We start from the raw sequence: 24177 nt of genomic DNA on the forward strand, positions 1-24177 counted from the left end.
TGGGCGCGGAGCTCGACTTGGACGAGGAGGAGACGGCCTGGGTGCTCGCGGGTTTGGTGGACCTGCGGCTGCTGCACCCCGACGCCGACGGCGGCAAACTCGTTGCCGTGGCGCCCGACTCCGCGCAACTCCGGCTCCTCGGGCCGCTGGTGCGCGAAATCTCCGTCATGCAGGAGCAGGTGGACCAGATACGGGCCAGCCTCGGATCGCTCCTGCCAGTCTACCGGGACGAGGCGGGCTCGGCCGCCGGCCAGATCGAGGTGGTACGTGATCTGGACGTGGTGCTGCCGCTCATCGAGGAGTTCAGTGTGCGCGCCGAGACCGAAGTGCTCACCTCCCAGCCGGGTGGTGGTCGGCCGGTGGAGCAGTTGGAAGACGCCCTGGTGTTCGCTCAGGAACTGCTGGGTCGCAGCGTTCTGATGCGCACGTTATATCAGCACACCGCGCAGTTCGATCAGGGCACGGTCGCGTATGTCGAACACGTGTCGAAGCTCGGTGGTGAAGTCCGCACCACGGCCGACGGCTTCACCCGCATGCTCGTCTTCGACCGGCGCGTGGCGGTTCTGGCTCTCAAGGGGCACCCCCAGGGTGCTGTCGTCGTGCGCAACGAGAACGTCATCGACACGCTGGTGGACGCTTTCGAGCGGACCTGGAACGGGGCCCGGCCGTTTCCGCTGCAGTACAGCAAGAGCCAGATCGTGAATATCTCCTCGGAGGTCAAGCAGGCCATCATGCACCTGCTGGTGGCCGGGGAGAGCGACAAGAAGATCGCCGCGAGGGTGGGTCTGTCCCTGCGGACCTGTCAGCGTCATATCGCGGATCTGATGCAGGAAATCGGGGCGCGCAACCGAATGCACGCCGGTTATCTCCTTCATGAACAGCTGGCGAAGAGGGAGGATGCCGGCCTCCAGTGATTTGGCGTTTTCCTCGCCAATGCCCGATTCGTGCCCCCCTCGGGTTGCTGCCGACGCGTTTCCGAGCCTTGATCGCTGTAGACGTGGAGCATCGAGTCGATGAAGGTAAGTCGAGCGTGATCGAGGCTTTTCGCAGAGAACGTTGAACGGGGGCGGCAATGCTACGACTCGATGAGTCACTGGAGGATACGGCGGGAGCCGGAAGGGTCGACCGGAAAAATCGCCCACTGCTTCTGCTGATAGGCAGCGGCGGCCAGATCTGGCGTGAGTACATTCTGAAGTCCGTCGGGCACTCCTATGACCTCTGGCTGTTCGCGCCCAAGGAGCCCGGCTGGGAATCCCGGTATCTCAAGGGAAACACGATCGTCGACACGCTCGATGCCCGTGCGGCGGTGGAAGCCGCCGTCCGGCTCGGCGAGAGTGCGCCGATCGCCGGAGTTCTCTGTTACGACGAGATCCGGGTACCGGTCGCGGCCTCGGTCGCCGAGGCCCTGAAGCTTCCGGGCGCGAACGTCGACGGCGTGCGCGCCTGCCGGGACAAGCACCTCGGGCGGGAGGCGCTGGCAGCCGCGGGAGTGGCACAGCCCGTGTCCAGGGCGGTCGCGTCGCTGGACCAGGCGCGGGACGCGGCGCGGGCGATCGGCTACCCGGTCGTGCTGAAGCCGCGCGCCCTCGCGGCCAGTGTCGGCGTCGTCCGGGCGGACGGGCCAAAGGCCCTGGAATCCGCCTACGCGGAGGCCTCCGAGGCGCACTTCGACGAGATCCCGCGCGACGAGGCCTGGGTGCTGGTCGAGGAGTACCTGGACGGTCCGGAGATCAGCGTCGAGAGCGCCTGCGCGGACGGCCGCGTGACGCCGCTGTTCATTGCCCGCAAATCCCTCGGCTTCCCTCCGCACTTCGAGGAGATCGGCCACACGGTCAGCGCGAACGATCCGCTGCTGGACGATCCCGAGGTGCGACGGGTGCTGCAGGAGGCCCATACGGCGCTCGGTCTCGACACCCTGGTGACCCACACGGAGCTGCGTCTGACCCGGACCGGTCCGCGCCTCGTGGAGGTCAACGCCCGCCTCGGCGGGGACCTGATTCCGTACGTGGCCCAGCTGGCCACCGGGATCGACTACGGCATGGTGGCCGCGGACCTCGTCGCGGGAGGCGAGCCGGCCATGACCCCGGTGCGATCGGGCACGGCCCATGTCCAGTTCCTGTACCCGGAGCACGATCTCGATGTGACCACCCTGACGGTCGACGGCGACCACGCGCTGCCGCCGGGGGTCCACGAGGTGACACTCATGGCGGCCCCGGGCCGCCGGCTCCGGCTGCCGCCCCGCGACCACGTGGCGGGCCGGTACGCGTACGTGGTCACGACCGGGGAATCACGGGACGAGTGTCTCGCAGCCGTACCGTCAGCGGCGCGGCTCGTTCACCTGGCAGGCGACCCGGTCGCTTAGGGCGACCGGTAAACGGGGGGCGGTACGGAGCTCCCCGCGGCGGAGAACGCGGACATCGTTGCCGCATGCGGCCCTTGGGGCCACCCCTCTCCCTCTTTCACCCATTCACCTTTTCCCGACCCTCCGTTCCCGTGTGGTGCGCAGCGCGCACGGCCGGTGGCCGAGGGGCGCTGCCTGCGCCTGCGTCCGGCCCTGTACCCACTCTCTTTTTTCAGGAAGGCGTCACCGTGGCACGTGTGATCGCGATCGTCTCCGGTGGGCTCGACTCCGTCGTGCTCGCCCACCATCTCCATGCCGAAGGCCATGAGGTGCATTTGCTGTCGATCGACTACGGTCAGCGGCACCGGAAAGAACACGATTACGCCCGGATCGCGGCCGAACGCATCGGTGCCGAGCACGAGATCGTCGATCTCGCGAACGTGGCCGCCATGCTCCCGGGGTATTCCCTGACAGATTCTCAGGTCGATGTTCCGGATCAGCACTACACGGCACCGGGAAGTGTTAATGTCGTCCCGAATCGCAATGTGATTCTGCTGTCCGTCGCATATGGAAAGGCCGCCGCCGTGAAGGCGGATCAGGTCGCCATCGGAGCGCTGGCGGGCGATGCGTCCACCGCACCCGACTGCTCGGCTGAATTCATCTCCGCCTTCAATGCCATGGAAAAGGTGGCGTGCGCCGGATATGCGCCGGCCCACCTGGAAGTCGTAGCCCCTTTCATTGATCTCCACAAGCATGACGTCATTCGTCTCGGGGAAAAGCTGGGCGTCGACTGGACCGAGACCTGGAGCTGCTTCAAGGGCACCGAGGTGCACTGCGGAACGTGCGCCGCCTGCGTCGACCGTATCCAGGCCTTCGAGAAAGCCGAAACGACGGACACCACGGTTTACTTCAAGGAGTAGATTGATGCTGCATATCACCAAGGAATTCCACTTCTCGGCGAGTCACCGACTGGCCCACCTGCCCTCGGACCACCAGTGTGCCCGTCTGCACGGCCACAACTACATCATCGAGCTGGGTCTTTCCGCCGCGCCGGACCAGCTGACCGAGGCCGGATTCGTGCGGGACTACGGAGACCTGGCCGACTTCAAGAAGTGGCTGGACCACACGCTCGACCACCGGCACCTCAACGATGTCATCGAGGACCGCAACCCGTCGGCCGAGAACATGGCCATGTGGATCTATGAGCAGTGGTCGGAGCGTTACCCCGAACTCAGCGCCGTGCGGGTCTCGGAGACCGACAAGACCTGGGCCGAGTACCGGCCGTGAGCATAGTCGTCAATGAGATCTTCGGCCCTACGGTCCAGGGCGAGGGGCCGTCGGCCGGCCGCCAGTGCGCCTTCCTGCGACTGGGCGGGTGCAACCTGTCCTGTCGTTGGTGCGACACCCCCTACACCTGGGACTGGAAGGGGGAGAGCGACGAAGGAACCGCGTACGACCCCCGCAAGGAACTGCACAACAGGGATGTCGACGGAGTCCTCAAGGAACTCCTCGCCCTGGACACCGAACTCGTAGTGATCAGCGGCGGTGAGCCGCTGAGCCAGCAGCGCCGCCTGCGCCCTCTGCTGAAGGGGCTGCGCGAGGCGGGCGTCACGGTGGAGTTCGAGACGAACGGGACCGTCGTCCCGGACGACGAGATCATCACGACGGGGGTGCGTTTCAACGTCTCCCCGAAGCTCTCCCATGCCGGGGACCCGGAGTCCAAGAGGATCGTGCCCGCTGCCCTGCGCAAACTGGCGCGGACCCCCGACGTGGCGTTCAAGTTCGTCTGCCGTACGGCGGAGCACCTGGACGAAGTGGCGGCCCTCGAAAGGGACTTCGCCATTTCGCCGGTATGGGTCATGCCCGAGGGCAAGGACGTGGCACACATCAGTCAGCACTTGAGTTCCCTCGCGGACGAGGTCGTGCGGCGTGGCTGGAATCTCTCCACCCGCCTGCATGTCCTGGCGTGGGGCGACAAGAGAGGAATCTAGATGAGCATCGACGTGGACACCTCGGCCATCACCATCCTGGAGGAAGAGGTACAGGGGGGTGACCCGCTGGAGTCCATCGCCCGGCGCCTCCTGATCGAGCTGGGCGAGGACCCGGACCGCGAAGGCCTGCGCGACACCCCCCGACGCTACGCGCGTTGGTGGCGTGAGTTCGTCGACTACGACCCCGGCAACCTCGACACCGTCTTCAGCAGCGTCGCCAGCAACCAGACCGTCATGGTCTCCGGTATGCGGGTGTGGTCGTTGTGCGAGCACCACCTGCTGCCCTTCAACTGTGATCTGCAGGTCGCCTACCGGGCCCACAACAGCCTGCTGGGACTGTCGAAGTTCGCCCGGATCGCGCACAAGCATGCCCACAAGCTGCAGGTGCAGGAGCGGCTCGTCGCCGACATCGCCGCCGAGGTGAGCGAGATCACCGGATCGCCCGACGTGGCCGTCGTCGGCCGGGGCGAGCACCTGTGCATGACGATGCGCGGCATCAAGACCGGGGCGCAGATGACCTCCGCCGTCTTCGAGGGCGTCTTCCGCGAGAACAGCTTCGAGCGGACCGAGCTGCTGAGCCTCATGAACGGCGCCTGAACCGTGCACGGCTGAAAGAAACGGCTTGTGCTGTGACCGTTCATCGTCTTCGAAGGAACGTTCATGCTTGTGTCGGAGAAGGATCACCGGGCGGCCAGGGCCTACGCGAAGGGGTACACCGCCCCTTCGCGGCTCCGCCAGGACATCAAGGACGCACACCGGACGCGTCTTTGGGTCACCGTGTCCTGCGCGCTGCTCGACCACCTCGTCGCGGGACTCGCCGCCGGGGCCGCGGCCTGGCTCATCATGCACCACCCCGTCGTGTCGATCGTCCCGGCGCTGCTCGCCGGCGCGCTCATCGCCCGCCAGCTGCGGGCGCTGGAGAATCTTGTCCATGAAGCCTCCCATTACAACTGGAGCCGGCACCGGCGGCGTCTGAACGACGTACTCGGCTACCTTCTCGCCGCCGCCCCCACCGGCAGCCGGATCAGCGCGTACCGGACCAGCCACCTGCTGCACCACGGACGGTTCGGCACGGCGGAGGACCCCGACCGGTACCGCTACGCGGAACTGGACCTGGAGGCCCTGCCCCGTACCTCGCTCGGCGCGTTCGCCGCCGGTGTGACCAGGAGACTGCTGCGCTATCAGCTGGGCTGGCTGCGGGAACTGAGGACGAACGCTCTCGCTCCGCTCGTCACCCTGCTGTGGAGCGCCGTCTGCGTGGGGGCACCCACGGCGCTCCTCCTGGGGCCGCGCACCGGCGCCGTCGCGGTCGGCGTCTGGCTCTTCGCACACTTCGTGCTGCTTCCGCCGCTGCGGCTGGTGGCCGAGGCGGACGAGCACGTGTACTCCGACGCGAGGACGGTGTTCGACGCAACGGTGTCGAACACCGGGCGGCTCCAGCGCCTGCTCTTCCACCCGCACGCCGACGGTTATCACACCGTCCACCACATGTGGCCCGGTGTGCCGCATCACGCGCTGCGCTACGTCCACCGCCTCCTGATGTCCGAGGACGCGGAGTTCGCCCGGCGGATCAGGACACGGGATGCGGTGCTGAGATCGCCCGGTGACGTGTCGCCGCGCCGACCGGCTCGCGAGGCCCTCTCGCCCCGCAAGCCCCCTTCACCCGAGTTCCAGAGTTCCCTGTGACCTAAGGAGTGGACATGGCACTTGCCGTACAGGAAAAACATGTGACACGGCCTGTCGTTCAGCTCACGCCGGCCGAGAGCAAGGCCCTGTGGGAGCTGTCGGAGAACGTGGTCTCGCTCCTGGACCGCTCCTGCTCCTTCGACCTGTCGGAGCTCCTTCCGGACGTCCCCGGACAGGTGCGCAGCGCGCTGGTGGACTTCCGCGAGGGGACGTCGAGCAGCGGATACCTGCTCGTCAAGGGAGTGTTGACAGGTGACCTCCCGGACACCCCGCAGGCATACGGCACGCGGGCGCTCGTCGGGCACGCCACCAACGGGACGCTCGCTCTCGTGGCCGACGTGCTGGGCAGCCTGATCGGGTACGGCGACGAGAAGAACGGTGACCTCTTCCACGATGTGCACCCGGTGCGGGGGGAGGAGGACCGGATGGAGAACAGCGGCTCGGTCGCCTTCGACTTCCACACCGAGAACGTCCACCACCCGCTGCGGCCCGACTTCCTCGGGCTGCTGAGTCTGCGGCAGGGACACGAGGGGACGACCGCGACCCGCGTGGCCTCCGTCAGGCACGCGGTGGCCCACCTGTCAGCGGCCGAGACCGCCGTACTGCGGCGGCTGAGGTTCAGGAGCCTGTTCCCGACCTCGTTCACCCGGGGCGCTTGCGGCGAGCGGCCGATGACAGGGGAGCACCGGGTCCTGTTCGGCAACCCGGGGCGCGAGTTCCTCCGTTTCGACTCGTTCAACACCAAGCCGGTCGGCTTCGAGGCGGAGCAGGCGCTGGACGCACTGGCTGAGGCCCTGGAGGCCGTCTGCGTCGAGGTCGTACTGGAACCCGGGGACCTCATGCTCGTCAACAATCACATCGCGGCCCACGGACGGTCCGCCTTCACCCCTCGCTACGACGGGCGGGACCGGTGGCTCCGCCGCTTCTACTCGCACCGTGCGGTGCCGGGCTGGGCCCGGCTGATGATGCCGAGCGAGCGGGTCCTGCCGGCGACGGCGGACATCCAGGGCGTCTTCTGACCCGTCCTCCGCACGGCCGGCCGCCTCACCGCACGCCGCGACGCTCCCGCACGCCGGAAGTCCGCTCGCCGCTCGTCCCGCACGCCTCCACAGGAGATTGCTCAGACCATGCCTGTCAACGACTCACCAGCTGTTCTGCTTCTGGACCCCGTTCGCACCGGCGCCCATTACAAGACCGAAGCACACCGGCGAGGCTTCACGACTGTTTCGGTGTACACCGTGGCCAAGGACGTGATCGCGGAGAACTGGCCCGATCACGCGGACGGCGACGACATCAGCATCTACTCCGCCGACGCCGACGAGATCCTCGCCCGGCTCGACACGCTCGGCGTGAACCTCATCGGCGTGGTCCCGGCCATGGACTCCGCGGTGCACCTGGCCGACACCCTGGCGGACCGGATGTCGCTGCCCGGCAACGGGATCGCCCGGGCGTCCGCCCGCCGGAACAAGGCGGACATGCGCCGGGTCGCGGTCGAGGCGGGCCTGCGCATCCCCCGGTTCGTCCTCGTCGACAGCACAGCGAAGATCGCCGCGGCGGCCTCGGAGATCGGCTTCCCGGCGATCGCCAAGCACACCACGGGAGCCGGCTCCTACGGCACGTACCTGCTGAGCACCCCCGAGGACGCGGCGCAGACGTCCACGATGCACGCGAAGAACCAGTTCGGCTGGCAGGTCGACGAGTGGCTCGTCGAGCAGTACATCCGCGGTCGCGAGCTGGCCGTGAACTGCTTCAGCCATGACGGCGAGCACCGCATCGTGGACATCTGGGAGTACCGGCAGCCCGACGACAGCGACTACGACTTCCCGTACTGGGAGTCGGCCAAGCTGCCCGAGGACGATCCCGACTGGCAGGCCGCGGCCGACTACGTGCGCGAGGCCCTGACAGCGTTCGAGGTACGGCTGGGCCCCAGCCACACCGAGGTCAAGATCGGCCCGGACGGCGTCCATCTCATGGAGGTCGGCGCGCGTCTGCCCGGCGGTCCGATGACGGACCAGTGGCTCGCGCACACCGACCTGAACCCCTTCGAGCAGGCACTCGACTGCTACCTCGGCGTCCGTCCGGCCTGTCTGGCGGCGCCGGTGCACTTCAGGCAGTCCTGCGGCGCGAGCGCCATCCGCAACGACGGCCCTCCCGGCATTCTCAAGGAGATCCGCGGCCTGGACGAGGTCCGGAACATGCCGGGTGTCGACAAGGTGCTGTCGATCTACGAGCCGGGCGACTACGTGCCGGTCACGGACAACACCCTGAACATCCCGATCGGCGTGTGGGTGTCCGCACCCGACTACCCCGGCGTCGTGGAACTGTTGGGCCGGGTCAGGGACACGCTCGAGCTGGCCATCGAACCGGCCGGGGGGTGACGGCGCTCCGCGACGGGGTGGGGGCCTGTGCCCGAGGAGGGGACAGGCCCCGAAGACCACAACTCTGACTGGTCGGCAGGGCTATTCGTTGCCCGCCGGACGCTCGCTCCCGTCCGCCCAGTAGCACGGATCGAGCATCTCGCCGGGCCAGGCCGGCTGACGAACAGGACCTCGCGGCCCCATCTGCTCGAAGCAGGGCGCCAGGTCGATCACGGGAGTGCCGTCTACATCTCTGCGTCACGCGGCCGGCCGAGGTCGCGCAGGGCGCAGGCTGTCTCGTGGGCCGGCGAGGCTTCCTGGAAGACCCCACGCGGCCAGGGGCCTCACTGGCGTCGGCCTGGTTTCCAGTACGACCCGCGCCAAGCGCTCCGGGAGGAACGGCATGCGGAAGCCGCTTCGCCGCCCCCTGCGGATCGCCAAGGAGTTCACCTACGGCGTCGGCGCCGGCAATGCCATCGGGCACGGGCTGCCCCTGTCGCCGTGCCACCCCTCAAGACGCGCAGGCGCCCGGTTCGTCAGGCAACTGCGAGTCGAACTGCCGTCACCCAGGAGCTGGAATCGGTGCCCCGGCCCCGGAAGCCGTATCGGTAGCAGCGAGCGGGGCAGCATCCACGTGGTGGCGTAGCCGGGCGGTCACGGCTTCGGTCAACGCAACCGATGCCGCCCGTACGGCGTCTCCGGCAGTGTCGGTACAGTTGCGCAACTGCGCAATACGCCATTCGCATCCCAGGCCCGATCCCGGGCCCGGCGAGCCACGAGGGGATCACGACGTGGGCATCATCAGCTGGATCGTTCTCGGACTTCTTGCCGGAGTCATCGCCAAGGTCCTCCTTCCCGGGCGGGACCCGGGCGGTCTGATCGGCACGACCCTGATCGGCGTCGCCGGGGCGTTCCTCGGTGGATGGATATCCGCCAAGCTCCTCGACCGCCCGATCCAGAAGGAGTTCTTCGACCTCGCAACCTGGGGCGCGGCCATCGGTGGCTCCCTCGTCCTGCTCATCGGGTACCGCCTCCTCTTCGGCAACTCACGGGACTGAACCGCCGCCGCACCCGCCCGAGCAGCAACCCGGCCCCTGCCTGCCGCAGGTCCGCACGCCCTCGCGCCCATCAGTGCCCGCGCTTCTCCGCTGCCGCTCACGGACAGGGCCCCTCGCGGGGAGCCACCAAAGCGCCAGGCACACTCTGTTTGTCGAACCCCCATCACCAAGAGGACGATTCACACATGATCACGCTCACGAAGGAAGCCGGCCCGGCGGATCTGGACGGGGTGACCCATCTGTCCATCGGAGTGTCCTGGGACCCCACCATCGGCAGCAGCGGCGGCGTGCTGGGCAAGCTCCGCCAGAAGAAAGGCACCGATCTCGACCTGATCGCCATCGCCATGCACGAGGGCGACCCGGTGCGGCTGGCGGGCCTGGACTCTCTCGACCCCATGGGCAACGGCTCCTTGGTGCACAGCGGCGACAACCAGACCGGGCACGGAGACGGCGACGACGAGACCGTGACGGTCGAGTTCGCGCAGATCCCGCCCCACATCACGTCGATCGTGTTCGTCGCCGCCGCCTACAAGAAGGGCAGCTCCTTTCAGAAGGCGCGCAACATCAGCTTCAAGGTGTACGACGCGACCGGCGGAAGCTCCCAGCAGGTCGCCGACATCTGGCCCAGCCTCCTCACCCAGGACAACGGCTGTGCCGTGGCCAAGGCCATGCGTGTCGGCGGCACCTGGAAGCTCGAAGTGATCAATGTGACGGCGAAGATCAAGCAGGGCGACGAACATGCCCTGATGCGCTTCGCCGTCAGTAAGTAGTACGTCCCCGCGGCCCGGCGCCCGCGTGGCGCTCGGGCCCACAGGCGCGGCCTGCGATGCTGTCGTCCGTCAGGACGACGATGTGCTGGTAGCCGCCCAGGTCCAGGGTTTCCAACGACGGTCTACGCGTGGGTTCGCAGTGCTTGTAGCCCACGGTGAGGTTCTCCACGTCCCCCCACGGGAGCCGCTCTGGCTGCCGTGGGGCGGCGATGTCCAGGACCGACCCGGGCTCGACGAAGCTGCCCAGCAAGGTGATGAGTTCGCCGCCCGGGAGTTCCCGCCGATCAGGAGTGTGCGGTCGGGCACCGGTGGCTGACCGGGGGCGGAGGTGATCGCCGACTCGACGATGGTGGGCCGGGTATCGGCCAGCCGGATCAGCAGATCGTCCCGGTGCGGTCGGAATCCGGTCAGCGCTGTGTGCGCGGCTTGGGGAGCGCTGGTGAGGTTCTCGGCTGCGGCGCCCGGCCGTACGAGCACCCCGTCCCTCACGGCGCGGGCGGCAGAGTCATGTGCCGCTGCCGACCAGCTGGTCCTCGCCGGCCTTCTTCGACTCGCTCGCCGCCGGGCTCCTGATCGCCGGCAAGCGCCGGGGCGTCGACCTCGCCTGCGCCATCATGGCGACCGGCCTCGCCGTCAACTGGTACGCCACGTACGGGATCCAGCACAGCGACATCGCCGCTCAGCCCGGCCTCCAACGGCTGCTCGCCTTCACCGCGCTCGTTCTCGGCTCGGCGCCCTTCGTCCGGCGGCATCTCGGCCGGTGAGTCGGCCCCTCGGCGTGCTATTTGTCGCCGAGTTTCTCGATGTATTCCTGGGCCCTGTCCTTGAGGTTCTTCAGGGTCTCGAACATGAGGGCCTCCCGACGCTGTTGGCGTTCGCCGCCACGTTCCCACGCCAGGGCCCACAGCGGCATGACGGGAAGGCAGGCGCTGATCGAACAGATACGCTGCCGCGCGTACGAACCCAGGCACAGGGAATGGATCAGGTCATGGCACGTCAGAAGCATGTATGGATAGCGGGTATGGCGGCAGCGGCCCTGCTCACGGCGGCGGGCTGCTCGGCGGAGAACGGCGACAAGTCCCCGGGAGCAGGGGATGCCAAGCCGGCCCCTGCACGTAGTGGCGCGGCCGGCGGGGGGCCTGCGGAGGCCGACGGGACGCTGCCGGGTATGCCGACCGCCGAGCAGGCGCATACGCAGCTCGCCGAGCTGAAGGTGGCTCCCCACGGTTCGATGTCCGGCTACAGCCGCGACAAGTTCCGGCACTGGGCCTCGCAGGGAGAGAGCTGCAACACCCGCGAGACCGTACTGAACCGCGACGGCATGAACGTCCAGCGGGACTCCGAGTGCCGTCCGGTATCCGGGACCTGGGTCAGCGTCTACGACGACAAGACGTTCAAGGCCGCCGCGGACCTGGACATCGACCACACCGTGCCCCTGGCCAACGCCTGGCGGTCCGGCGCGAACAAGTGGACCCAGGAGAAGCGAAAGGACTTCGCAAACGACCTGACCCACCCGCAGCTCCTGGCCGTCTCGGCCGCCTCCAACCGCTCCAAGGGCGACCAGGGCCCCGACGAGTGGCAGCCGCCGTCGAAGACCTACTGGTGCGCCTACGCCCGGGCCTGGACGTCGGTCAAGGCCACGTACGAGCTGTCGGTAACCGTGGCGGAGAAGGACATGCTCGGTCAGATGCTGGACACTTGCTCCCCATGACCGACACCCCCACCCCCCGCCCGGACGCGCACCTGGATCACGTGAAGGCCGGCCCCGGCGGCGCGATGACCGACGAGGTCGGCGTCATCACCGGCGATCTCACCGTCGCCACAAGCCCGCTCTCAGACGGCCGGGCCGCCGTTCTGGTCCAGTACACGGACGCCGACGAGTGGTACACCCTCACCGGCAGCCCGGCACCCGTACCGCCCGGCGGACTCACGCACCTGCACGCCGCCGTTCTCGACCGCGTCCGCCAGGGCGGCGGAGCCCGCGTCCCCAACGAGGGCGAGAGGCCGGCTTGAACGGAGCCGGCCCAACCCCGGCAACAGCCCCCACCGACGATGAGAGGGGACAAGACCGGCACGGCCCTAGACTTGGGGCTTCGGACCTACTCGGGATGGGAGAGCCACGGTGGCGACAGACGCGGGCGACTTCGCGGACCCTCCCGCCGAGGTACTGGCGCAGGCCGCCGCCGCCTTCGGACTGCTCTCCTCGCCTGCGCGGCTGCACATCGTGTGGGCGCTCGCGCAGGGCGAGAGCGATGTGACCGGGCTCGCGGAGCGGGTGGGTGGTGCGCTGCCGGCGGTCAGTCAGCATCTGACCAAGCTGAAGTTGGCGGGTCTGGTGCGCTCGCGGCGTGAGGGACGGCGTCAGGTCTACTTCGTCGACGACCCCGATGTGGTGGCGATGGTCCGGGTGATGGTCGGTCAGCTCACCGCGCGTGCCGTCCGGACCTCGACGCTTGTACGGCGCAGCGGCTCCGGTCACTGAGACGGCTGCTCCGGACCCTCTCGTTCCGGAGTCCAGCGCATTGCCGCGTCGACCGGGAAGGCGGCACAGGGTCGCGCTCACGGCGCTCCAGGTGATGCGCCAGTTGGACAGCGGACCGCGTGGGCTGACCGACGCGGAGGCCGAGCGGAGGCTGGACCGGTACGGGGAGAACCTGCTGTCCGTCCGGCGGCCGGTCTCCTGGCCCCGGCGTTTTCTACGCAGTCTGCGCGATCCTTTCCCCGCGGTGCTGCTCTGCCTCGGCCTGGTGTCGGCCGCGGTCGCCGCCTGGGGCACCGGAGCGTGATCCTCGCCCTGGTCGTGGTCAGCTGCCTGCTGTGCTCCTCCGGGGAGCACCGGGCCGACCGCTCCGGTACGCGGCCGCCGCCCTCGCCGCGATCGGTATCCCGCTGCCCCTGTCACCGCTCGGGCCGCGGCTGTACCACGTGCTGCTCGCCGCCGTCCTCACGCTGATTCCAGGGACTTTCCGCCGGGTGAGCAGGGAAGGCCCTGACAGTGCTGAAAGAAGCAAACGCGCTGGTCAGGGCCCGCCCCCTCAGCACTCGATGATGTTCACCGCGAGCCCGCCGCGGGCCGTCTCCTTGTACTTCACGCTCATGTCCGCGCCCGTCTCCTTCATGGTCTTGATGACCTTGTCGAGAGAGACCTTGTGGCTGCCGTCGCCGCGCAGCGCCATCTTCGCCGCCGTGACGGCCTTGACCGCGGCCATGCCGTTGCGCTCGATGCACGGGATCTGGACGAGGCCGCCGACCGGGTCGCAGGTCAGGCCGAGGTTGTGTTCCATGCCGATCTCGGCGGCGTTCTCGACCTGCTCGGGGGTGCCGCCGAGGACCTCGGCGAGAGCGCCCGCGGCCATGGAGCAGGCGGAGCCGACCTCGCCCTGGCAGCCGACCTCGGCGCCGGAGATGGAGGCGTTCTCCTTGAAGAGCATGCCGATGGCTCCGGCGGCGAGGAGGAAACGGACGACGCTGTCCTCCTTCTCCGCCTCGGTGGCGCCGCCGGCCGCGAAGTTCATGTAGTAGTGCAGCACGGCCGGGATGATGCCCGCGGCGCCGTTGGTGGGTGCGGTGACGACGCGGCCGCCCGCCGCGTTCTCCTCGTTGACCGCCATCGCGTAGAGAGTGATCCACTCCATCGCGAGCATGTGCGGGTCGCCCTCGGCGCGCAGCTGACGGGCAGTGTTCGCGGCGCGGCGGCGGACCTTGAGGCCGCCGGGCAGGATGCCCTCGCGGGACATGCCGCGCGAGACGCAGGCCTGCATGACGCGCCAGATGCCCAGCAGACCCGAGCGGATCTCGTCCTCGGTGCGCCAGGACTTCTCGTTCTCCAGCATCAGCGAGGAGATGGACAGGCCGGTTTCCTTCGAGAGCCGCAGCAGTTCGTCGCCGGTGCGGAAGGGGTGCTTCAGCACGGTGTCGTCGAGGACGATGCGGTCCTCGCCCACCGCATCCTCGTCGACGACGAAGCCACCACCGACGGAGTAATAGGTCTTCTCCAGGAGAGGGGCGCCCTCGCGGTCGAAGGCGAAGATCGTCATGCCGTTGGCGTGGTACGGAAGCGCCTTGCGGCGGTGCAGGATCAGCTGCTCGTCGGCGTCGAAGTCGATCTCGTGCATGCCGAGCAGATTGATCCGCCCGGTGGTACGGATCCGCTCCACCCGGTCGTCGGCCAACTCCACATCGACGGTACGCGGCGACTCGCCCTCCAGACCGAGCAGGACGGCCTTGGGGGTGCCGTGGCCGTGACCGGTCGCACCGAGCGAGCCGTACAGCTCGGCACGTATGGAGACGGTGTGGGCGATGAGGCCCTCGTTCTTCAGCCGGCGCGCGAACATACGGGCCGCGCGCATCGGGCCGACCGTATGGGAGCTGGACGGGCCGATGCCGATCGAGAACAGGTCGAAGACCGAGATGGCCACGGTGTGACTCCTAAGGGGTTGGTAGACGCCGTTGTCTGCCGGGTGGTGCGGACCGGTCGGCCCGAAGAGCAGTGGGGACATGGGATGGGGCACCGCGCCCACTGCCCAGTGTGCGCGGTGCCCCGCCCGAAAGGTGACGAACTGTGTCCCGGGTTACTTTCAGGACAACCTCTGTCCCGGACTACTTCAGGCCGGGGTACAGCGGGAACTTCTCGGCCAGCGCGACGACGCGGGCCTTCAGGGCATCCGCGTCGTAGGACGGCTTGAGCGCCGCCGCGATGATCTCCGCGACCTCGGTGAAGTCCTCGGCCTGGAAACCGCGGGTGGCCAGGGCCGGCGTACCGATCCGCAGACCCGAGGTGACCATCGGAGGCCGCGGGTCGTTCGGGATGGCATTCCGGTTGACCGTGATGCCCAGCTCGTGCAGCCGGTCCTCGGCCTGCTGGCCGTCCAGCTCGGAGTTGCGCAGGTCGACGAGGACCAGGTGGACGTCCGTACCACCGGACAGCACGGAGACACCGACCTCGGTGACGTCCGGCTGGACCAGGCGCTCGGCGAGGATGCGGGCGCCGTCCAGGGTGCGCTGCTGGCGCTCCTTGAACTCCTCGGTCGCCGCGACCTTGAACGAGACGGCCTTGGCCGCGATCACGTGCTCCAGCGGACCACCCTGCTGGCCCGGGAAGACCGCCGAGTTGATCTTCTTGGCGAGTTCCTGCGTCGACAGGATGACGCCACCGCGCGGACCGCCGAGGGTCTTGTGCGTGGTGGTCGTGACGACATGGGCGTGCGGCACCGGGTTGGGGTGCAGGCCCGCGGCCACCAGGCCGGCGAAGTGCGCCATGTCGACCATCAGGTACGCGCCGACCTCGTCCGCGATGCGGCGGAAGGCGGCGAAGTCCAGCTGACGGGGGTACGCGGACCAGCCGGCGACGATCAGCTTCGGCCTGGACTCCTTGGCCAGACGCTCGACCTCGGCCATGTCCACGACGCCGGTGTCGTCGACGTGGTACGGGACCACGTTGTAGAGCTTGCCGGAGAAGTTGATCTTCATGCCGTGGGTCAGGTGACCGCCGTGGGCCAGGTTCAGGCCCATGAGCGTGTCGCCCGGCTTCAGCAGCGCGAACATCGCGGCGGCGTTGGCCTGCGCACCGGAGTGCGGCTGGACGTTCGCGGCCTCGGCGCCGAACAGGGCCTTGATGCGGTCGATGGCGATCTGCTCGACGACGTCGACGTGCTCACAGCCGCCGTAGTAGCGGCGGCCGGGGTAGCCCTCGGCGTACTTGTTGGTGAGGACGGAGCCCTGGGCCTCCATGACCGCGACCGGAGCGAAGTTCTCCGAGGCGATCATTTCGAGGGTGGACTGCTGACGGTGGAGCTCGGCGTCGACAGCGGCGGCGACGTCCGGGTCCAGCTCGTGGAGGGAGGAGTTGAGAAGCGACATCAGGTGGTCCCTTTGGGTCTCAGTTGCCGGAGAACTCGGTGTACTCGTCGGCGGAGAGCAGGTCCTTCGGCTCCTCCGCCATGCGTACCTTGAACAGCCAGCCGCCCTCGAAGGGAGCGGAGTTCACCAGCGACGGGTCGTCCACGACATCCTGGTTCGCCTCGGTGACCTCGCCGGTCACCGGCGAGTACAGGTCGCTGACCGACTTGGTCGACTCCAGCTCACCGCAGGTCTCGCCCGCGGTCACCGTGTCACCGACCTCGGGGAGCTGGACGAAGACGACATCGCCGAGCGCGTTGGCCGCGTGCTCGGTGATGCCTATCGTGGCCACACCCTCCTCGACGGCCGACAGCCACTCGTGCTCCTTGCTGTACCGCAGCTGCTGGGGGTTGCTCATGTCCTGAATTCTCCTGTACGCGGGGGAGTGCTGATGAACGGTGGTCTTACGGTGTGAGACGCGACTGCGTCACTTCCGAGGTGCGCGGACGTCACTTCTGGCGCTTGTAGAACGGCAGCGCCACGACCTCGTACGGCTCGTGGCTGCCCCGGATGTCCACTCCGACGCCCGCGGTGCCGGGCGTGGCGTGCGAGGCGTCCACGTATGCGATGGCGATCGGCTTGCCCAGGGTGGGCGACGGGGCGCCCGAGGTGACCTGGCCGACGAACTGGCCCTCGACGACGACGGAGAAGCCGGCGCGCGGCACCCGGCGGCCCTCGGCGATCAGTCCGACCAGCTTGCGGGGCGGGGCGGTCTCGGCGCGCTCGGCGGCGGCCTGGAGGGCCCTGCGGCCGACGAAGTCGCCCTCCTTCTCGAACTTCACGACCCGGCCCAGACCGGCGTCGAACGGGGTCAGGTCGGTGGTCAGCTCGTGCCCGTAGAGCGGCATGCCGGCCTCCAGGCGCAGCGTGTCGCGGCAGGAGAGCCCGCACGGGATCAGGCCGCGGGAGGCGCCCGCCTCGGTGAGGGCCTTCCACAGGTGCTCGGCGTGCTCGGGGGCGACGAACAGCTCGAAGCCGTCCTCGCCGGTGTAGCCGGTACGGGCGATCAGCGCGGGGACACCGGCGACCGTGCCGGGCAGGCCGGCGTAGTACTTCAGACCGTCCAGGTCGGCATCGGTGACGGAGGCAAGGATGGCGGGGGACTCGGGGCCCTGGACGGCGAGCAGCGCGTACGCGTCGCGGTCGTCGCGCACCTCGGCGTCGAAGCCTTCGGCCCGCGCGGTCAGCGCGTCCAGCACGATCTGGGCGTTCCCGGCGTTGGCGACGACCATGTATTCGGTGTCACCCAGGCGGTAGACGATCAGGTCGTCGAGGATGCCGCCGTCCTCGGCGCAGATCATCGTGTAGCGGGCGCGGCCGACGGCGACGGTGCCGATGTTGCCGACCAGCGCGAAGTTCAGGAACGCCGCGGCCGCGGGGCCGGTGACGGTGATCTCGCCCATGTGCGACAGGTCGAAGAGACCGGCCCTGGTGCGCACCGCGTTGTGCTCGTCGCGCTCGCTGGCGTACCGCAGGGGCATGTCCCAGCCCGCGAAGTCGGTCATGGTCGCGCCCAGCGAACGGTGCAGGGCATCGAGGGCGGTGAGACGGGGGGCGGTGCTCATGGATGTGGCTCCCAGGGCATGACGACGAGGAAAATCCCTCCCCATCTGTCATCGGAACCTGAGAGGTTCGCCGAGAGCCCCCTGAAGGGAGTCGGCTTGCACCTTGGGTGGAGCCGCAGAAGCGGCCCGCTTTTCAGATCTGCCTCATCCACGCGGTACGGGGCCTGAGAGATTCAAGGGAGGAACTTGCTCCTTCGGCGCCCGGCACATGCAGTGACCGGAACTCTCCCGCGCGGATTCAAGCGGCCTTTATGCAGTTGGCCGGGTCATCATTGCATGCATCGCACCGGAGTGGAGCCCCGGTCCCTCACGGGAAAACTGCGGCGCGGATGGTTGTGCCGCATTGCCTTTTCTTTACACTTCATGGGCATACGTGGGGTGACCCGACAGGGGGAGGGCGATGACGTTGCAGCGGTACGCGACGACCGCGGGGGCCGCGCACGGCGCGATGCCCGCACAGCCAGGGGCTCAAGCTGCGGAAACGCTCGGCACGCACGCGCCCGTCGTACGGGATCTGCGGGAGCGGGCCGGGCGCAGCCCGCGCAGCCTGCATTTCGCGGCGGGCGACGTGGTGGTGGTCTCCGGGCTGCCCGGCGGCGGCAAATCGACGCTCATCCGGCGTGCGGTCACCACGGTCCGCGCCATCGACTCCCAGGACACCCGGGACCGCTGGGCGCGGCTGATGCCCCGTTTATTCCCGTATGCCCTCTACCGCCCCCTCGTTCGCGTCGCCCACTACTGGGGGCTGTGGCGGGCGCTGCGCTCCGGTGAGTCCCTCGTCGTCCACGACTGCGGAACGCAGTCGTGGGTACGCGGCTGGCTGGCCCGTGACGCGCGGCGCCGGGGCCGCGCCCTGCACCTCGTCCTGCTCGACGTCACACCACAGACGGCGAGGGAGGGCCAACGGGAGCGCGGACGCGGCGTCTCGGGATATGCGTTTGCCCGGCACCGCAGGGCGGTGGGGAGGCTGCTGCGGAACACCGAGACCGGCCTGCTGCCGCCCGGGTGCGCTTCGGCGGTGCTGCTCGACCGGGAGGCGGCGGGCAAGCTGGGCCGGATCGCGTTCGCGGACGCATAGGGCCTGAGGGGGCGAGGGGCCGGAGGGCCTGGCGGCCGGACGTTAATCTTCTGCCGGAAGGCTCGGGCAAGAAGGGGAAGCAGTGGACATTCCGGCACAGGTCCAGTCCCATCCGCAGAGCGGATGGCCGGCCAATGAGCTCGAAGAAGTTCTGATGGCCTCGGTGGGCAGCCCGGAGGCGGGCGGACGCCTCGTCGAGGTGCTGGGGCGCAGTAACGTCTGGGTGCCCCTGCCCAACGGCGGCGGACCCGACTCCCCCGACCTGGACCTGCCCACGCTGGAGATCGAGGGCGCTGCGTACGTTCCCGTATTCAGCTCCGAACAGCAGTTCCTCAGCTGCGTCGGCACCCGTATGCCCTTCACCGTCGCGCCCGCCCGCGAATTCGCCCGCGGCCTGCCCCCGCAGCTCGGCATCGCCGTGAACCCGGGCGGCGCCGTCGGGATGCCGCTGCCGCCGCCCGCCGTGGCGGAGCTCTGCCGCGCCGGACGCACCCCGCTGGACGGACCGGACAGCGGAGGCAGGGTCCGGCTGTACGAACCGGCCTGGCAGGAGGAGCCCGTCGACTTCCTCTCCGCGGCGGCCGGCGAATTCGAGGAGAGCGGTGTCGTGCTCACCGCCCGCCGGGCGCTGGCCAGCATCGAGGGCGGCGAGCCCGTCCTCTTCATCGGCGTCGAGTTCTCCACCTGGGAGGGCGCCGGACGCAACGCTCCGATGGACGCCCTCGGCCGTGCGCTCGGCCGGGTCGGGGTGCCCTGGCCGGTCAATCTGGTCCTGCTCGACGTGGCGCAGGACCCGGTCGGCGACTGGATGCGGGAGAAGGTCCAGCCCTTCTACCGGCGCGCGGGCCAGTAGCGCCCGGCGCCGCGCCCGCGGACGCCTTCGCAATGGATCACCGCGTCGACCCGAGGCGTCAACTCGGCGCCCAAGGGCTGTCCCGTAATCCGTGGTGGATCAGCGCGCGGCGTCAGATGTGGTGCATCGCAAGGCGGAGGGACGCCCACATGCTGGATGTATTCGGGCGTTCCGACAGCGCGGCGAGGTGCCGCAGCTGTCGTCGCGCGCCCACCAGGGATTGCGGAACAGCCCTTGGCCCCGCGACGCCGCCTCCCATTTGCCGGTCGGTCTAAGCTGGTTCGATGGCTGGTGCCACGGCATCATGCCGCACCCGTGTGGCCCGGGAGCGGCGGGCCGACACAGTGGATCGAAGAGGGGCGGGACCAGGTGAGTGCGTCAGGCACCGCGGCGGCCGGGCAGGTCGAGCACATGCTGCGCCAAGTCACGCCCGGGCGCTACGACGCGTACGAGGCACTGCTGCAGGCCCTCGCGAACGGCCCGATCTGGATGCTCCTCTGGCACGGCCGGGCGGGCTCGCCCGACGCCCAGTACGGGAACATGGAGATCGACGGCCTCGGCTACGCCCCCTGTGTGACCTCCGCCCAGGAACTCTCGGCCAGCGGCTGGAACCGGGCCCATGAATTGGTCGGTGGCCGCGACATCGCCCGCGCCCTCTTCCCCGACCGCTGGGGCATCTGGCTCAACCCGCACGCCCCGGGCGGCGGCGTCGGCATCCCCTGGCTGGACCTGCGCCGGATCGCCACCGGCCTCGACCGGATGCCCGCGGGCCCGCTCCGGCTCACCGAGCCGGCCATCGAGATCCCGCAGTTCTACGCCTTGCTCACGCAGAACGCCCATCACACCCCCGTGATCCGCTCGCTGCGCCGTGCCTGGGTGCAGCCCGCGCTCGGCGTCCCGTATCTCGCCGTCGGTCTCGACCTCTATGACACGAGCCAGACCTCGGTCGACGCGGTGCGCGCGATGATGCAGCAGTCGATCGGCGCGGTTCCGGAGGGGCTGCCCGTCTCCACCGTCGCGATGTCCGACGAGTACGACCCGGTGGCGATGTGGCTGCGCGCCAACTCCCGTCCGTTCTACGACCGCGAGGCCCACGCGCCGGCGGCCCCGGTGGCGGGCTACGGCTATCCGCCGCCGCAGGGCGTGTACTGACTCTGCCGGTAGCGCAGTCGTACGCTCCCGACGCCCGAAATGTCGCTGTACGCACCCGACTTCCGGATTGCGACCGCCCGCTCCCGTGCGTGCTCGGGTGAATCGGCGCGTCGCCCGGCCCTCGCCACAGGCGCGAACTCTCCATGTCCGAGATTTCCGTGCTGGGCGTATCTGATGGTGAAAGCGACGAGAATCTACGCGCGTGCCCCCTTCCGCCTCAACTGACACGTGTTCGAGGGGCGTTCACTTCCGTCCGGATAACGGAACACCCCTGACCGCATCACGGTTAGGCATCCATTCGCCCGGCGCTATGGCTACCTTGCGCGACGGCAATGAAGACTCCCGCAGCAAGGGCGTCTTGCCGCCTCTGCGTACGACTGACTGATCGCGCCGCCACAGCGGCCAGTTCGGCCCGGCCACCGCCGGTTGAGAGGGGTCCTTGCCACGATGACGGCACCACTGCACGAGCCGACCAAGGAAGCGGACCCGATCGCGACCGGCGGTCCCGCAGTCGACTCCGGGGTGAAGAAGGTCGAGGGACGCTCCCTCAAGCAGATCGCCTGGAACCGCCTGAAGCAGGACAAGGTCGCGCTGACGGGCGCCATCACCGTGCTCGTCCTGGTCGTGGTGGCGGTCTTCGCGCCGCTGATCGTGAGCCTGTTCGGTCACCCGCCGAACGAATTCCACCAGGAGATGCTCGACCCGCTGACCAACCTCCCCATGGGCGACCTCGGTGGCGTGAGCGGCGACTACCTCTTCGGTGTCGAGCCGAACAAGGGGCGCGACGTCTTCAGCCGCATCGTCTACGGCGCCCGGATCTCGCTGCTGGTGGCATTCCTGGCGGCCCTGGTCGCCGTGGCGCTCGGCACGCTCTTCGGGATCGTCGCCGGTTACTTCGGCGGCTGGGTGGACGCGGTGATCAGCCGGGTGATGGACGTGCTGCTGTCCTTCCCGCAGCTCCTCTTCATCATCTCCCTCGTCTCGGTCCTCCCCGACGACCTGCTCGGTCTCACCGGCAGCGGGGTGCGCATCGCCGTACTCGTCGCCGTCATCGGCTTCTTCGGCTGGCCGTACGTGGGACGCATCGTCCGGGGCCAGACGCTCTCGCTGCGTGAACGCGAGTACGTGGAAGCGGCGCGCAGTCTCGGCGGCGGGCGGGTGCACATCCTCTTCCGTGAGCTGCTGCCGAACCTGGTGGCGCCGATCACCGTCTACGCGACGCTCATGATCCCCACCAACATCCTGACCGAAGCGGCCCTCAGCTTCCTCGGCGCCGGTGTGCGGCCGCCCACCGCCTCCTGGGGCGGAATGCTGCGGGACGCCCTGGAGACGTACGAGCACGACCCGATGTTCATGGTCTTCCCCGGCGTGACGATCTTCATCACCGTACTGGCCTTCAACCTCTTCGGGGACGGGCTGCGCGACGCCCTGGATCCCAAGGGGACCCGATAGCCCACGACTTGCCCCTGCCGCACTGTCAGGTGGCTCTTCCCATGGTTCTCCGGCAAGCAATGGCCTGGGACCGCGATCTCGGAGGTTGCGAGAAAATGTCCACAGTTACCTCGAAACGACGGCTCACCGCTGGTGCGGCCCTCGTGGTCGCGGCGCTGATGACCACCACCGCGTGCGGCGGCGGCGACGACGGCGACAATGGCGGCGGCAAGACGAAGGGCGCCGGCTTCAACGCGGCGTTCAACAAGGTCGCCAACCCGTCCACCAAAAAGGGTGGAACGCTGAAGATGGTCGGCAAGCAGGACCTCGACTCCGCCGACCCCCAGCGTGCCTACTACGGCATGGCCTGGGACTTCATGCGCTTCTACACCCGCCAGCTGGTCACGTACGACACCAAGCCGGGCGCCGCCTCCACCAAGCTGGTCGGCGACCTGGCCACCGGCCCCGGTGAGATCTCGGACGGCGGCAAGACCTACACGTACAAGCTGCGCGATGGCCTCACCTGGGAGGACGGCTCCAAGCTGACCTCCAAGGACGTCAAGTACGGCATGGAGCGCATCTGGGCGACGGACACCATCACCGGTGGCCCGCAGTACCTGATGCAGACGCTGGACCCCAAGGGCGAGTACAAGGGCCCGTACAAGGACAAGTCCGCGGACAAGCTCGGTCTGAAGGCGATCGAGACGCCCGACGACAACACCATCATCTTCAAGCTGCCCAAGCCCAACGGTGACTTCGAGCAGTTCCTCGCCATGCCGTCCGGTTCGCCCGTGAAGGCGTCGAAGGACACCAAGGCCAAGTACACCCAGCGGCCGTTCTCCTCGGGCCCGTACAAGTTCGAGTCGTACAAGCCGGGCAAGAGCATCGTGCTCGTCCGCAACGACAAGTGGCAGAAGTCGTCGGACCCGCTGCGTGCCGCACTGCCGGACAAGGTCACCGTGACGATCTCCGCCAACCTGGAGGAGAACGACAAGAAGCTGATGGAGGGCGACTACGACGTCGACCTCAACGGCACCGGCATGACCCAGTCCGGCCGCGTCACCGCCGTCTCGAAGTACAAGAACAGCGTCGACAACATGCAGACGTCCTTCGTCCGCTACGTCGCGCTCGTCCACACGACGAAGCCGCTGGACAACGCCCACTGCCGCAAGGCCGTCTTCTACGCCACGGACTTCGCCAGCCTTCAGCAGACCCGCGGTGGCGAGATCGCCGGTGGCGCGATCGCCAACAGCACCCTTCCGGCCTCCATCAAGGGCCACAGCGACTACGACCCGTACGGTGTTCTCGCCCGCAAGGGCAAGCCGGACGAGGCCAAGGCCAAGGAAGAGCTGAAGGCGTGCAACAAGCCGGACGGCTTCTCCACCAAGCTCACCGCCCGTAACAACAACCCGGGCGAGGTCGACGTCGCAGAGGCGATGCAGGAGCAGCTCGGCAAGGTCGGCATCAAGGTCGAGGTCGACGCGATCGACGGCGCCGAGTCCTCCAGCATCACCGGCTCGCCGGCTGTCGTGAAGAAGCGCGGCTACGGCATGACGATGAGCGGCTGGGGCCCGGACTTCCCGTCCGGCCAGGGCTTCGGACAGCCGCTGTGGGACAGCCGGTTCCTGTCGGAGACCGGTAACTACAACGAGTCGCAGCTCAAGGACCCGCAGATCGACAAGCTCTTCGACGACGCGATCGCGGAGACCGACCCGGTCAAGGCCGGCGAGATCTACAAGGCTCTCGACAAGCGGATCCTCGACCAGGCCGACTGGATGCCCTTCATCTACGAGAAGAACATCACCTGGCGCGGCAACCGACTGACGAACGCCTACATGTCCGACGCCTACAACGGCCGTTACGACTACGTCTCGCTCGGCGTCGTCAAGTAGTCGCTGTAGTCAACAGCATTTGCAGTCAACCCGGTTGACTGTTCCACCGCCGCCGAAACCCGCCAGTCCGAAGGGCAGGTGATGGCCGTGGCGATGGCCGGGAGC

General features: G+C 68.5%; 26 protein-coding genes, 2 pseudogenes and 1 riboswitch. Of the genes and pseudogenes, 22 read left to right on the plus strand and 6 right to left on the minus strand.

The window, feature by feature from the left end; genetic code table 11:
- The first annotated feature begins 17 nt into the window (after positions 1-17).
- The 9 genes from ABTZ94_RS02755 to ABTZ94_RS02795 all read left to right on the plus strand — a co-directional run bounded on the left by ABTZ94_RS02755 (position 18) and on the right by ABTZ94_RS02795 (position 8396).
- Positions 18-914, plus strand: coding sequence for a LuxR C-terminal-related transcriptional regulator (locus ABTZ94_RS02755; RefSeq protein ID WP_351196772.1), 897 nt, complete (start codon positions 18-20; stop codon positions 912-914).
- Positions 915-1072: 158 nt separating this feature from the next.
- On the plus strand, positions 1073-2362 hold the full coding sequence (locus ABTZ94_RS02760) for an ATP-grasp domain-containing protein (RefSeq protein WP_351196774.1): 1290 nt from the start codon (positions 1073-1075) through the stop codon (positions 2360-2362).
- Positions 2363-2598: 236 nt separating this feature from the next.
- Entirely contained in the window at positions 2599-3261 is a 663-nt protein-coding gene (gene queC, locus ABTZ94_RS02765; RefSeq protein ID WP_351196776.1) for a 7-cyano-7-deazaguanine synthase QueC, read from the plus strand.
- A 4-nt stretch (positions 3262-3265) separates the two neighbouring features.
- Positions 3266-3628, plus strand: a complete 363-nt coding sequence (gene queD / locus ABTZ94_RS02770; RefSeq protein ID WP_351196778.1) for a 6-carboxytetrahydropterin synthase QueD — start codon at positions 3266-3268, stop codon at positions 3626-3628.
- The gene (locus ABTZ94_RS02775) at positions 3625-4332 is read left to right on the plus strand and encodes a 7-carboxy-7-deazaguanine synthase QueE (protein ID WP_351196780.1); all 708 of its coding nucleotides are present in this window, start codon (positions 3625-3627) and stop codon (positions 4330-4332) included. Before queD ends, ABTZ94_RS02775 begins: the two co-directional genes overlap by 4 nt.
- The gene (gene folE / locus ABTZ94_RS02780) at positions 4333-4929 is read left to right on the plus strand and encodes a GTP cyclohydrolase I (protein WP_351196782.1); all 597 of its coding nucleotides are present in this window, start codon (positions 4333-4335) and stop codon (positions 4927-4929) included.
- A 63-nt stretch (positions 4930-4992) separates the two neighbouring features.
- The gene (locus ABTZ94_RS02785) at positions 4993-6018 is read left to right on the plus strand and encodes a fatty acid desaturase family protein (protein WP_351196784.1); all 1026 of its coding nucleotides are present in this window, start codon (positions 4993-4995) and stop codon (positions 6016-6018) included.
- A 14-nt stretch (positions 6019-6032) separates the two neighbouring features.
- Positions 6033-7037 carry a TauD/TfdA family dioxygenase gene (locus ABTZ94_RS02790; protein ID WP_351196786.1) on the plus strand — a complete coding sequence of 335 codons (1005 nt, stop codon included), beginning with the start codon at positions 6033-6035 and terminating at the stop codon, positions 7035-7037.
- Between the two features lie 108 nt (positions 7038-7145).
- The gene (locus tag ABTZ94_RS02795) at positions 7146-8396 is read left to right on the plus strand and encodes an ATP-grasp domain-containing protein (RefSeq protein ID WP_351196788.1); all 1251 of its coding nucleotides are present in this window, start codon (positions 7146-7148) and stop codon (positions 8394-8396) included.
- A gap of 81 nt (positions 8397-8477) precedes the next feature.
- Here the strand turns inward: ABTZ94_RS02795 and ABTZ94_RS02800 are convergent.
- Positions 8478-8624: pseudogene (locus tag ABTZ94_RS02800) on the minus strand (S-adenosylmethionine-dependent methyltransferase); the annotation flags it as partial.
- A gap of 154 nt (positions 8625-8778) precedes the next feature.
- Here ABTZ94_RS02800 and ABTZ94_RS02810 point away from each other — a divergent pair.
- From ABTZ94_RS02810 to ABTZ94_RS02825, 4 genes are all read left to right on the plus strand, one after another.
- On the plus strand, positions 8779-9021 hold the full coding sequence (locus tag ABTZ94_RS02810) for a hypothetical protein (RefSeq protein WP_351196908.1): 243 nt from the start codon (positions 8779-8781) through the stop codon (positions 9019-9021).
- Between the two features lie 145 nt (positions 9022-9166).
- Entirely contained in the window at positions 9167-9433 is a 267-nt protein-coding gene (locus ABTZ94_RS02815; protein ID WP_351196790.1) for a GlsB/YeaQ/YmgE family stress response membrane protein, read from the plus strand.
- A gap of 185 nt (positions 9434-9618) precedes the next feature.
- Positions 9619-10203: a TerD family protein gene (locus ABTZ94_RS02820; protein WP_351196792.1), complete on the plus strand. Its 585-nt coding sequence runs from the start codon at positions 9619-9621 to the stop codon at positions 10201-10203.
- Between the two features lie 509 nt (positions 10204-10712).
- Complete coding sequence (locus tag ABTZ94_RS02825; protein ID WP_351196794.1) at positions 10713-10967, plus strand: hypothetical protein; 255 nt, start codon at positions 10713-10715, stop codon at positions 10965-10967.
- Positions 10968-10984: 17 nt separating this feature from the next.
- Here ABTZ94_RS02825 and ABTZ94_RS02830 read toward each other — a convergent pair whose 3' ends face one another.
- Positions 10985-11116, minus strand: coding sequence for a hypothetical protein (locus ABTZ94_RS02830; protein ID WP_351196796.1), 132 nt, complete (start codon positions 11114-11116; stop codon positions 10985-10987).
- A gap of 75 nt (positions 11117-11191) precedes the next feature.
- Between ABTZ94_RS02830 and ABTZ94_RS02835 the strand changes: the two genes are divergently transcribed.
- The 4 genes and pseudogenes from ABTZ94_RS02835 to ABTZ94_RS02850 all read left to right on the plus strand — a co-directional run.
- On the plus strand, positions 11192-11914 hold the full coding sequence (locus ABTZ94_RS02835) for an HNH endonuclease family protein (protein WP_351196798.1): 723 nt from the start codon (positions 11192-11194) through the stop codon (positions 11912-11914).
- Entirely contained in the window at positions 11911-12216 is a 306-nt protein-coding gene (locus ABTZ94_RS02840; protein WP_351196800.1) for a hypothetical protein, read from the plus strand. Before ABTZ94_RS02835 ends, ABTZ94_RS02840 begins: the two co-directional genes overlap by 4 nt.
- Positions 12217-12325: 109 nt before the next feature.
- Complete coding sequence (locus ABTZ94_RS02845; protein ID WP_351196801.1) at positions 12326-12685, plus strand: ArsR/SmtB family transcription factor; 360 nt, start codon at positions 12326-12328, stop codon at positions 12683-12685.
- 40 nt (positions 12686-12725) lie between these two features.
- A pseudogene (locus tag ABTZ94_RS02850) lies at positions 12726-13054 on the plus strand (cation-transporting P-type ATPase); the annotation flags it as partial.
- 184 nt (positions 13055-13238) lie between these two features.
- On the opposite strand, the gene ABTZ94_RS02855 reads toward ABTZ94_RS02850, so the two are convergent.
- From ABTZ94_RS02855 to gcvT, 4 genes are all read right to left on the minus strand, one after another.
- Entirely contained in the window at positions 13239-14621 is a 1383-nt protein-coding gene (locus tag ABTZ94_RS02855; protein WP_351196803.1) for an L-serine ammonia-lyase, read from the minus strand.
- Positions 14622-14802: 181 nt separating this feature from the next.
- Complete coding sequence (gene glyA, locus ABTZ94_RS02860; RefSeq protein ID WP_351196805.1) at positions 14803-16062, minus strand: serine hydroxymethyltransferase; 1260 nt, start codon at positions 16060-16062, stop codon at positions 14803-14805.
- Between the two features lie 19 nt (positions 16063-16081).
- Complete coding sequence (gene gcvH, locus ABTZ94_RS02865; RefSeq protein ID WP_351196807.1) at positions 16082-16459, minus strand: glycine cleavage system protein GcvH; 378 nt, start codon at positions 16457-16459, stop codon at positions 16082-16084.
- A 91-nt stretch (positions 16460-16550) separates the two neighbouring features.
- Positions 16551-17666, minus strand: coding sequence for a glycine cleavage system aminomethyltransferase GcvT (gene gcvT, locus ABTZ94_RS02870; RefSeq protein ID WP_351196809.1), 1116 nt, complete (start codon positions 17664-17666; stop codon positions 16551-16553).
- 143 nt (positions 17667-17809) lie between these two features.
- A riboswitch (glycine riboswitch) is annotated at positions 17810-17907 on the minus strand.
- Between the two features lie 159 nt (positions 17908-18066).
- Here gcvT and ABTZ94_RS02875 point away from each other — a divergent pair.
- The 5 genes from ABTZ94_RS02875 to ABTZ94_RS02895 all read left to right on the plus strand — a co-directional run bounded on the left by ABTZ94_RS02875 (position 18067) and on the right by ABTZ94_RS02895 (position 24072).
- Positions 18067-18744: an AAA family ATPase gene (locus ABTZ94_RS02875; protein WP_351196811.1), complete on the plus strand. Its 678-nt coding sequence runs from the start codon at positions 18067-18069 to the stop codon at positions 18742-18744.
- Between the two features lie 82 nt (positions 18745-18826).
- The gene (locus tag ABTZ94_RS02880; RefSeq protein WP_351196813.1) at positions 18827-19597 is read left to right on the plus strand and encodes an enhanced serine sensitivity protein SseB; all 771 of its coding nucleotides are present in this window, start codon (positions 18827-18829) and stop codon (positions 19595-19597) included.
- Between the two features lie 369 nt (positions 19598-19966).
- Entirely contained in the window at positions 19967-20749 is a 783-nt protein-coding gene (locus ABTZ94_RS02885) for an enhanced serine sensitivity protein SseB C-terminal domain-containing protein (RefSeq protein ID WP_351196815.1), read from the plus strand.
- A gap of 447 nt (positions 20750-21196) precedes the next feature.
- Positions 21197-22201, plus strand: coding sequence for an ABC transporter permease (locus tag ABTZ94_RS02890; RefSeq protein WP_351196817.1), 1005 nt, complete (start codon positions 21197-21199; stop codon positions 22199-22201).
- A 95-nt stretch (positions 22202-22296) separates the two neighbouring features.
- The gene (locus tag ABTZ94_RS02895) at positions 22297-24072 is read left to right on the plus strand and encodes an ABC transporter substrate-binding protein (protein WP_351196819.1); all 1776 of its coding nucleotides are present in this window, start codon (positions 22297-22299) and stop codon (positions 24070-24072) included.
- Positions 24073-24177 lie beyond the last annotated feature (105 nt).

It is taken from the genome of Streptomyces sp. NPDC002785 (genome assembly GCF_040295565.1).
In the GTDB taxonomy this organism is placed as follows: domain Bacteria; phylum Actinomycetota; class Actinomycetes; order Streptomycetales; family Streptomycetaceae; genus Streptomyces.

Coding starts and splice junctions, on each gene's coding strand:
- gcvT (WP_351196809.1), bottom strand. CDS start 17,666: ATGAGCACCGCCCCCCGTCTCACCGCCCTCGATGCCCTGCACCGTTCG.
- ABTZ94_RS02810 (WP_351196908.1), top strand. CDS start 8,779: ATGCGGAAGCCGCTTCGCCGCCCCCTGCGGATCGCCAAGGAGTTCACC.
- queD (WP_351196778.1), top strand. CDS start 3,266: ATGCTGCATATCACCAAGGAATTCCACTTCTCGGCGAGTCACCGACTG.
- ABTZ94_RS02895 (WP_351196819.1), top strand. CDS start 22,297: ATGTCCACAGTTACCTCGAAACGACGGCTCACCGCTGGTGCGGCCCTC.
- ABTZ94_RS02840 (WP_351196800.1), top strand. CDS start 11,911: ATGACCGACACCCCCACCCCCCGCCCGGACGCGCACCTGGATCACGTG.
- glyA (WP_351196805.1), bottom strand. CDS start 16,062: ATGTCGCTTCTCAACTCCTCCCTCCACGAGCTGGACCCGGACGTCGCC.
- ABTZ94_RS02835 (WP_351196798.1), top strand. CDS start 11,192: ATGGCACGTCAGAAGCATGTATGGATAGCGGGTATGGCGGCAGCGGCC.
- ABTZ94_RS02830 (WP_351196796.1), bottom strand. CDS start 11,116: ATGCCGCTGTGGGCCCTGGCGTGGGAACGTGGCGGCGAACGCCAACAG.
- ABTZ94_RS02785 (WP_351196784.1), top strand. CDS start 4,993: ATGCTTGTGTCGGAGAAGGATCACCGGGCGGCCAGGGCCTACGCGAAG.
- ABTZ94_RS02760 (WP_351196774.1), top strand. CDS start 1,073: ATGCTACGACTCGATGAGTCACTGGAGGATACGGCGGGAGCCGGAAGG.
- ABTZ94_RS02820 (WP_351196792.1), top strand. CDS start 9,619: ATGATCACGCTCACGAAGGAAGCCGGCCCGGCGGATCTGGACGGGGTG.
- ABTZ94_RS02795 (WP_351196788.1), top strand. CDS start 7,146: ATGCCTGTCAACGACTCACCAGCTGTTCTGCTTCTGGACCCCGTTCGC.
- ABTZ94_RS02875 (WP_351196811.1), top strand. CDS start 18,067: ATGACGTTGCAGCGGTACGCGACGACCGCGGGGGCCGCGCACGGCGCG.
- ABTZ94_RS02790 (WP_351196786.1), top strand. CDS start 6,033: ATGGCACTTGCCGTACAGGAAAAACATGTGACACGGCCTGTCGTTCAG.
- folE (WP_351196782.1), top strand. CDS start 4,333: ATGAGCATCGACGTGGACACCTCGGCCATCACCATCCTGGAGGAAGAG.
- gcvH (WP_351196807.1), bottom strand. CDS start 16,459: ATGAGCAACCCCCAGCAGCTGCGGTACAGCAAGGAGCACGAGTGGCTG.
- ABTZ94_RS02890 (WP_351196817.1), top strand. CDS start 21,197: ATGACGGCACCACTGCACGAGCCGACCAAGGAAGCGGACCCGATCGCG.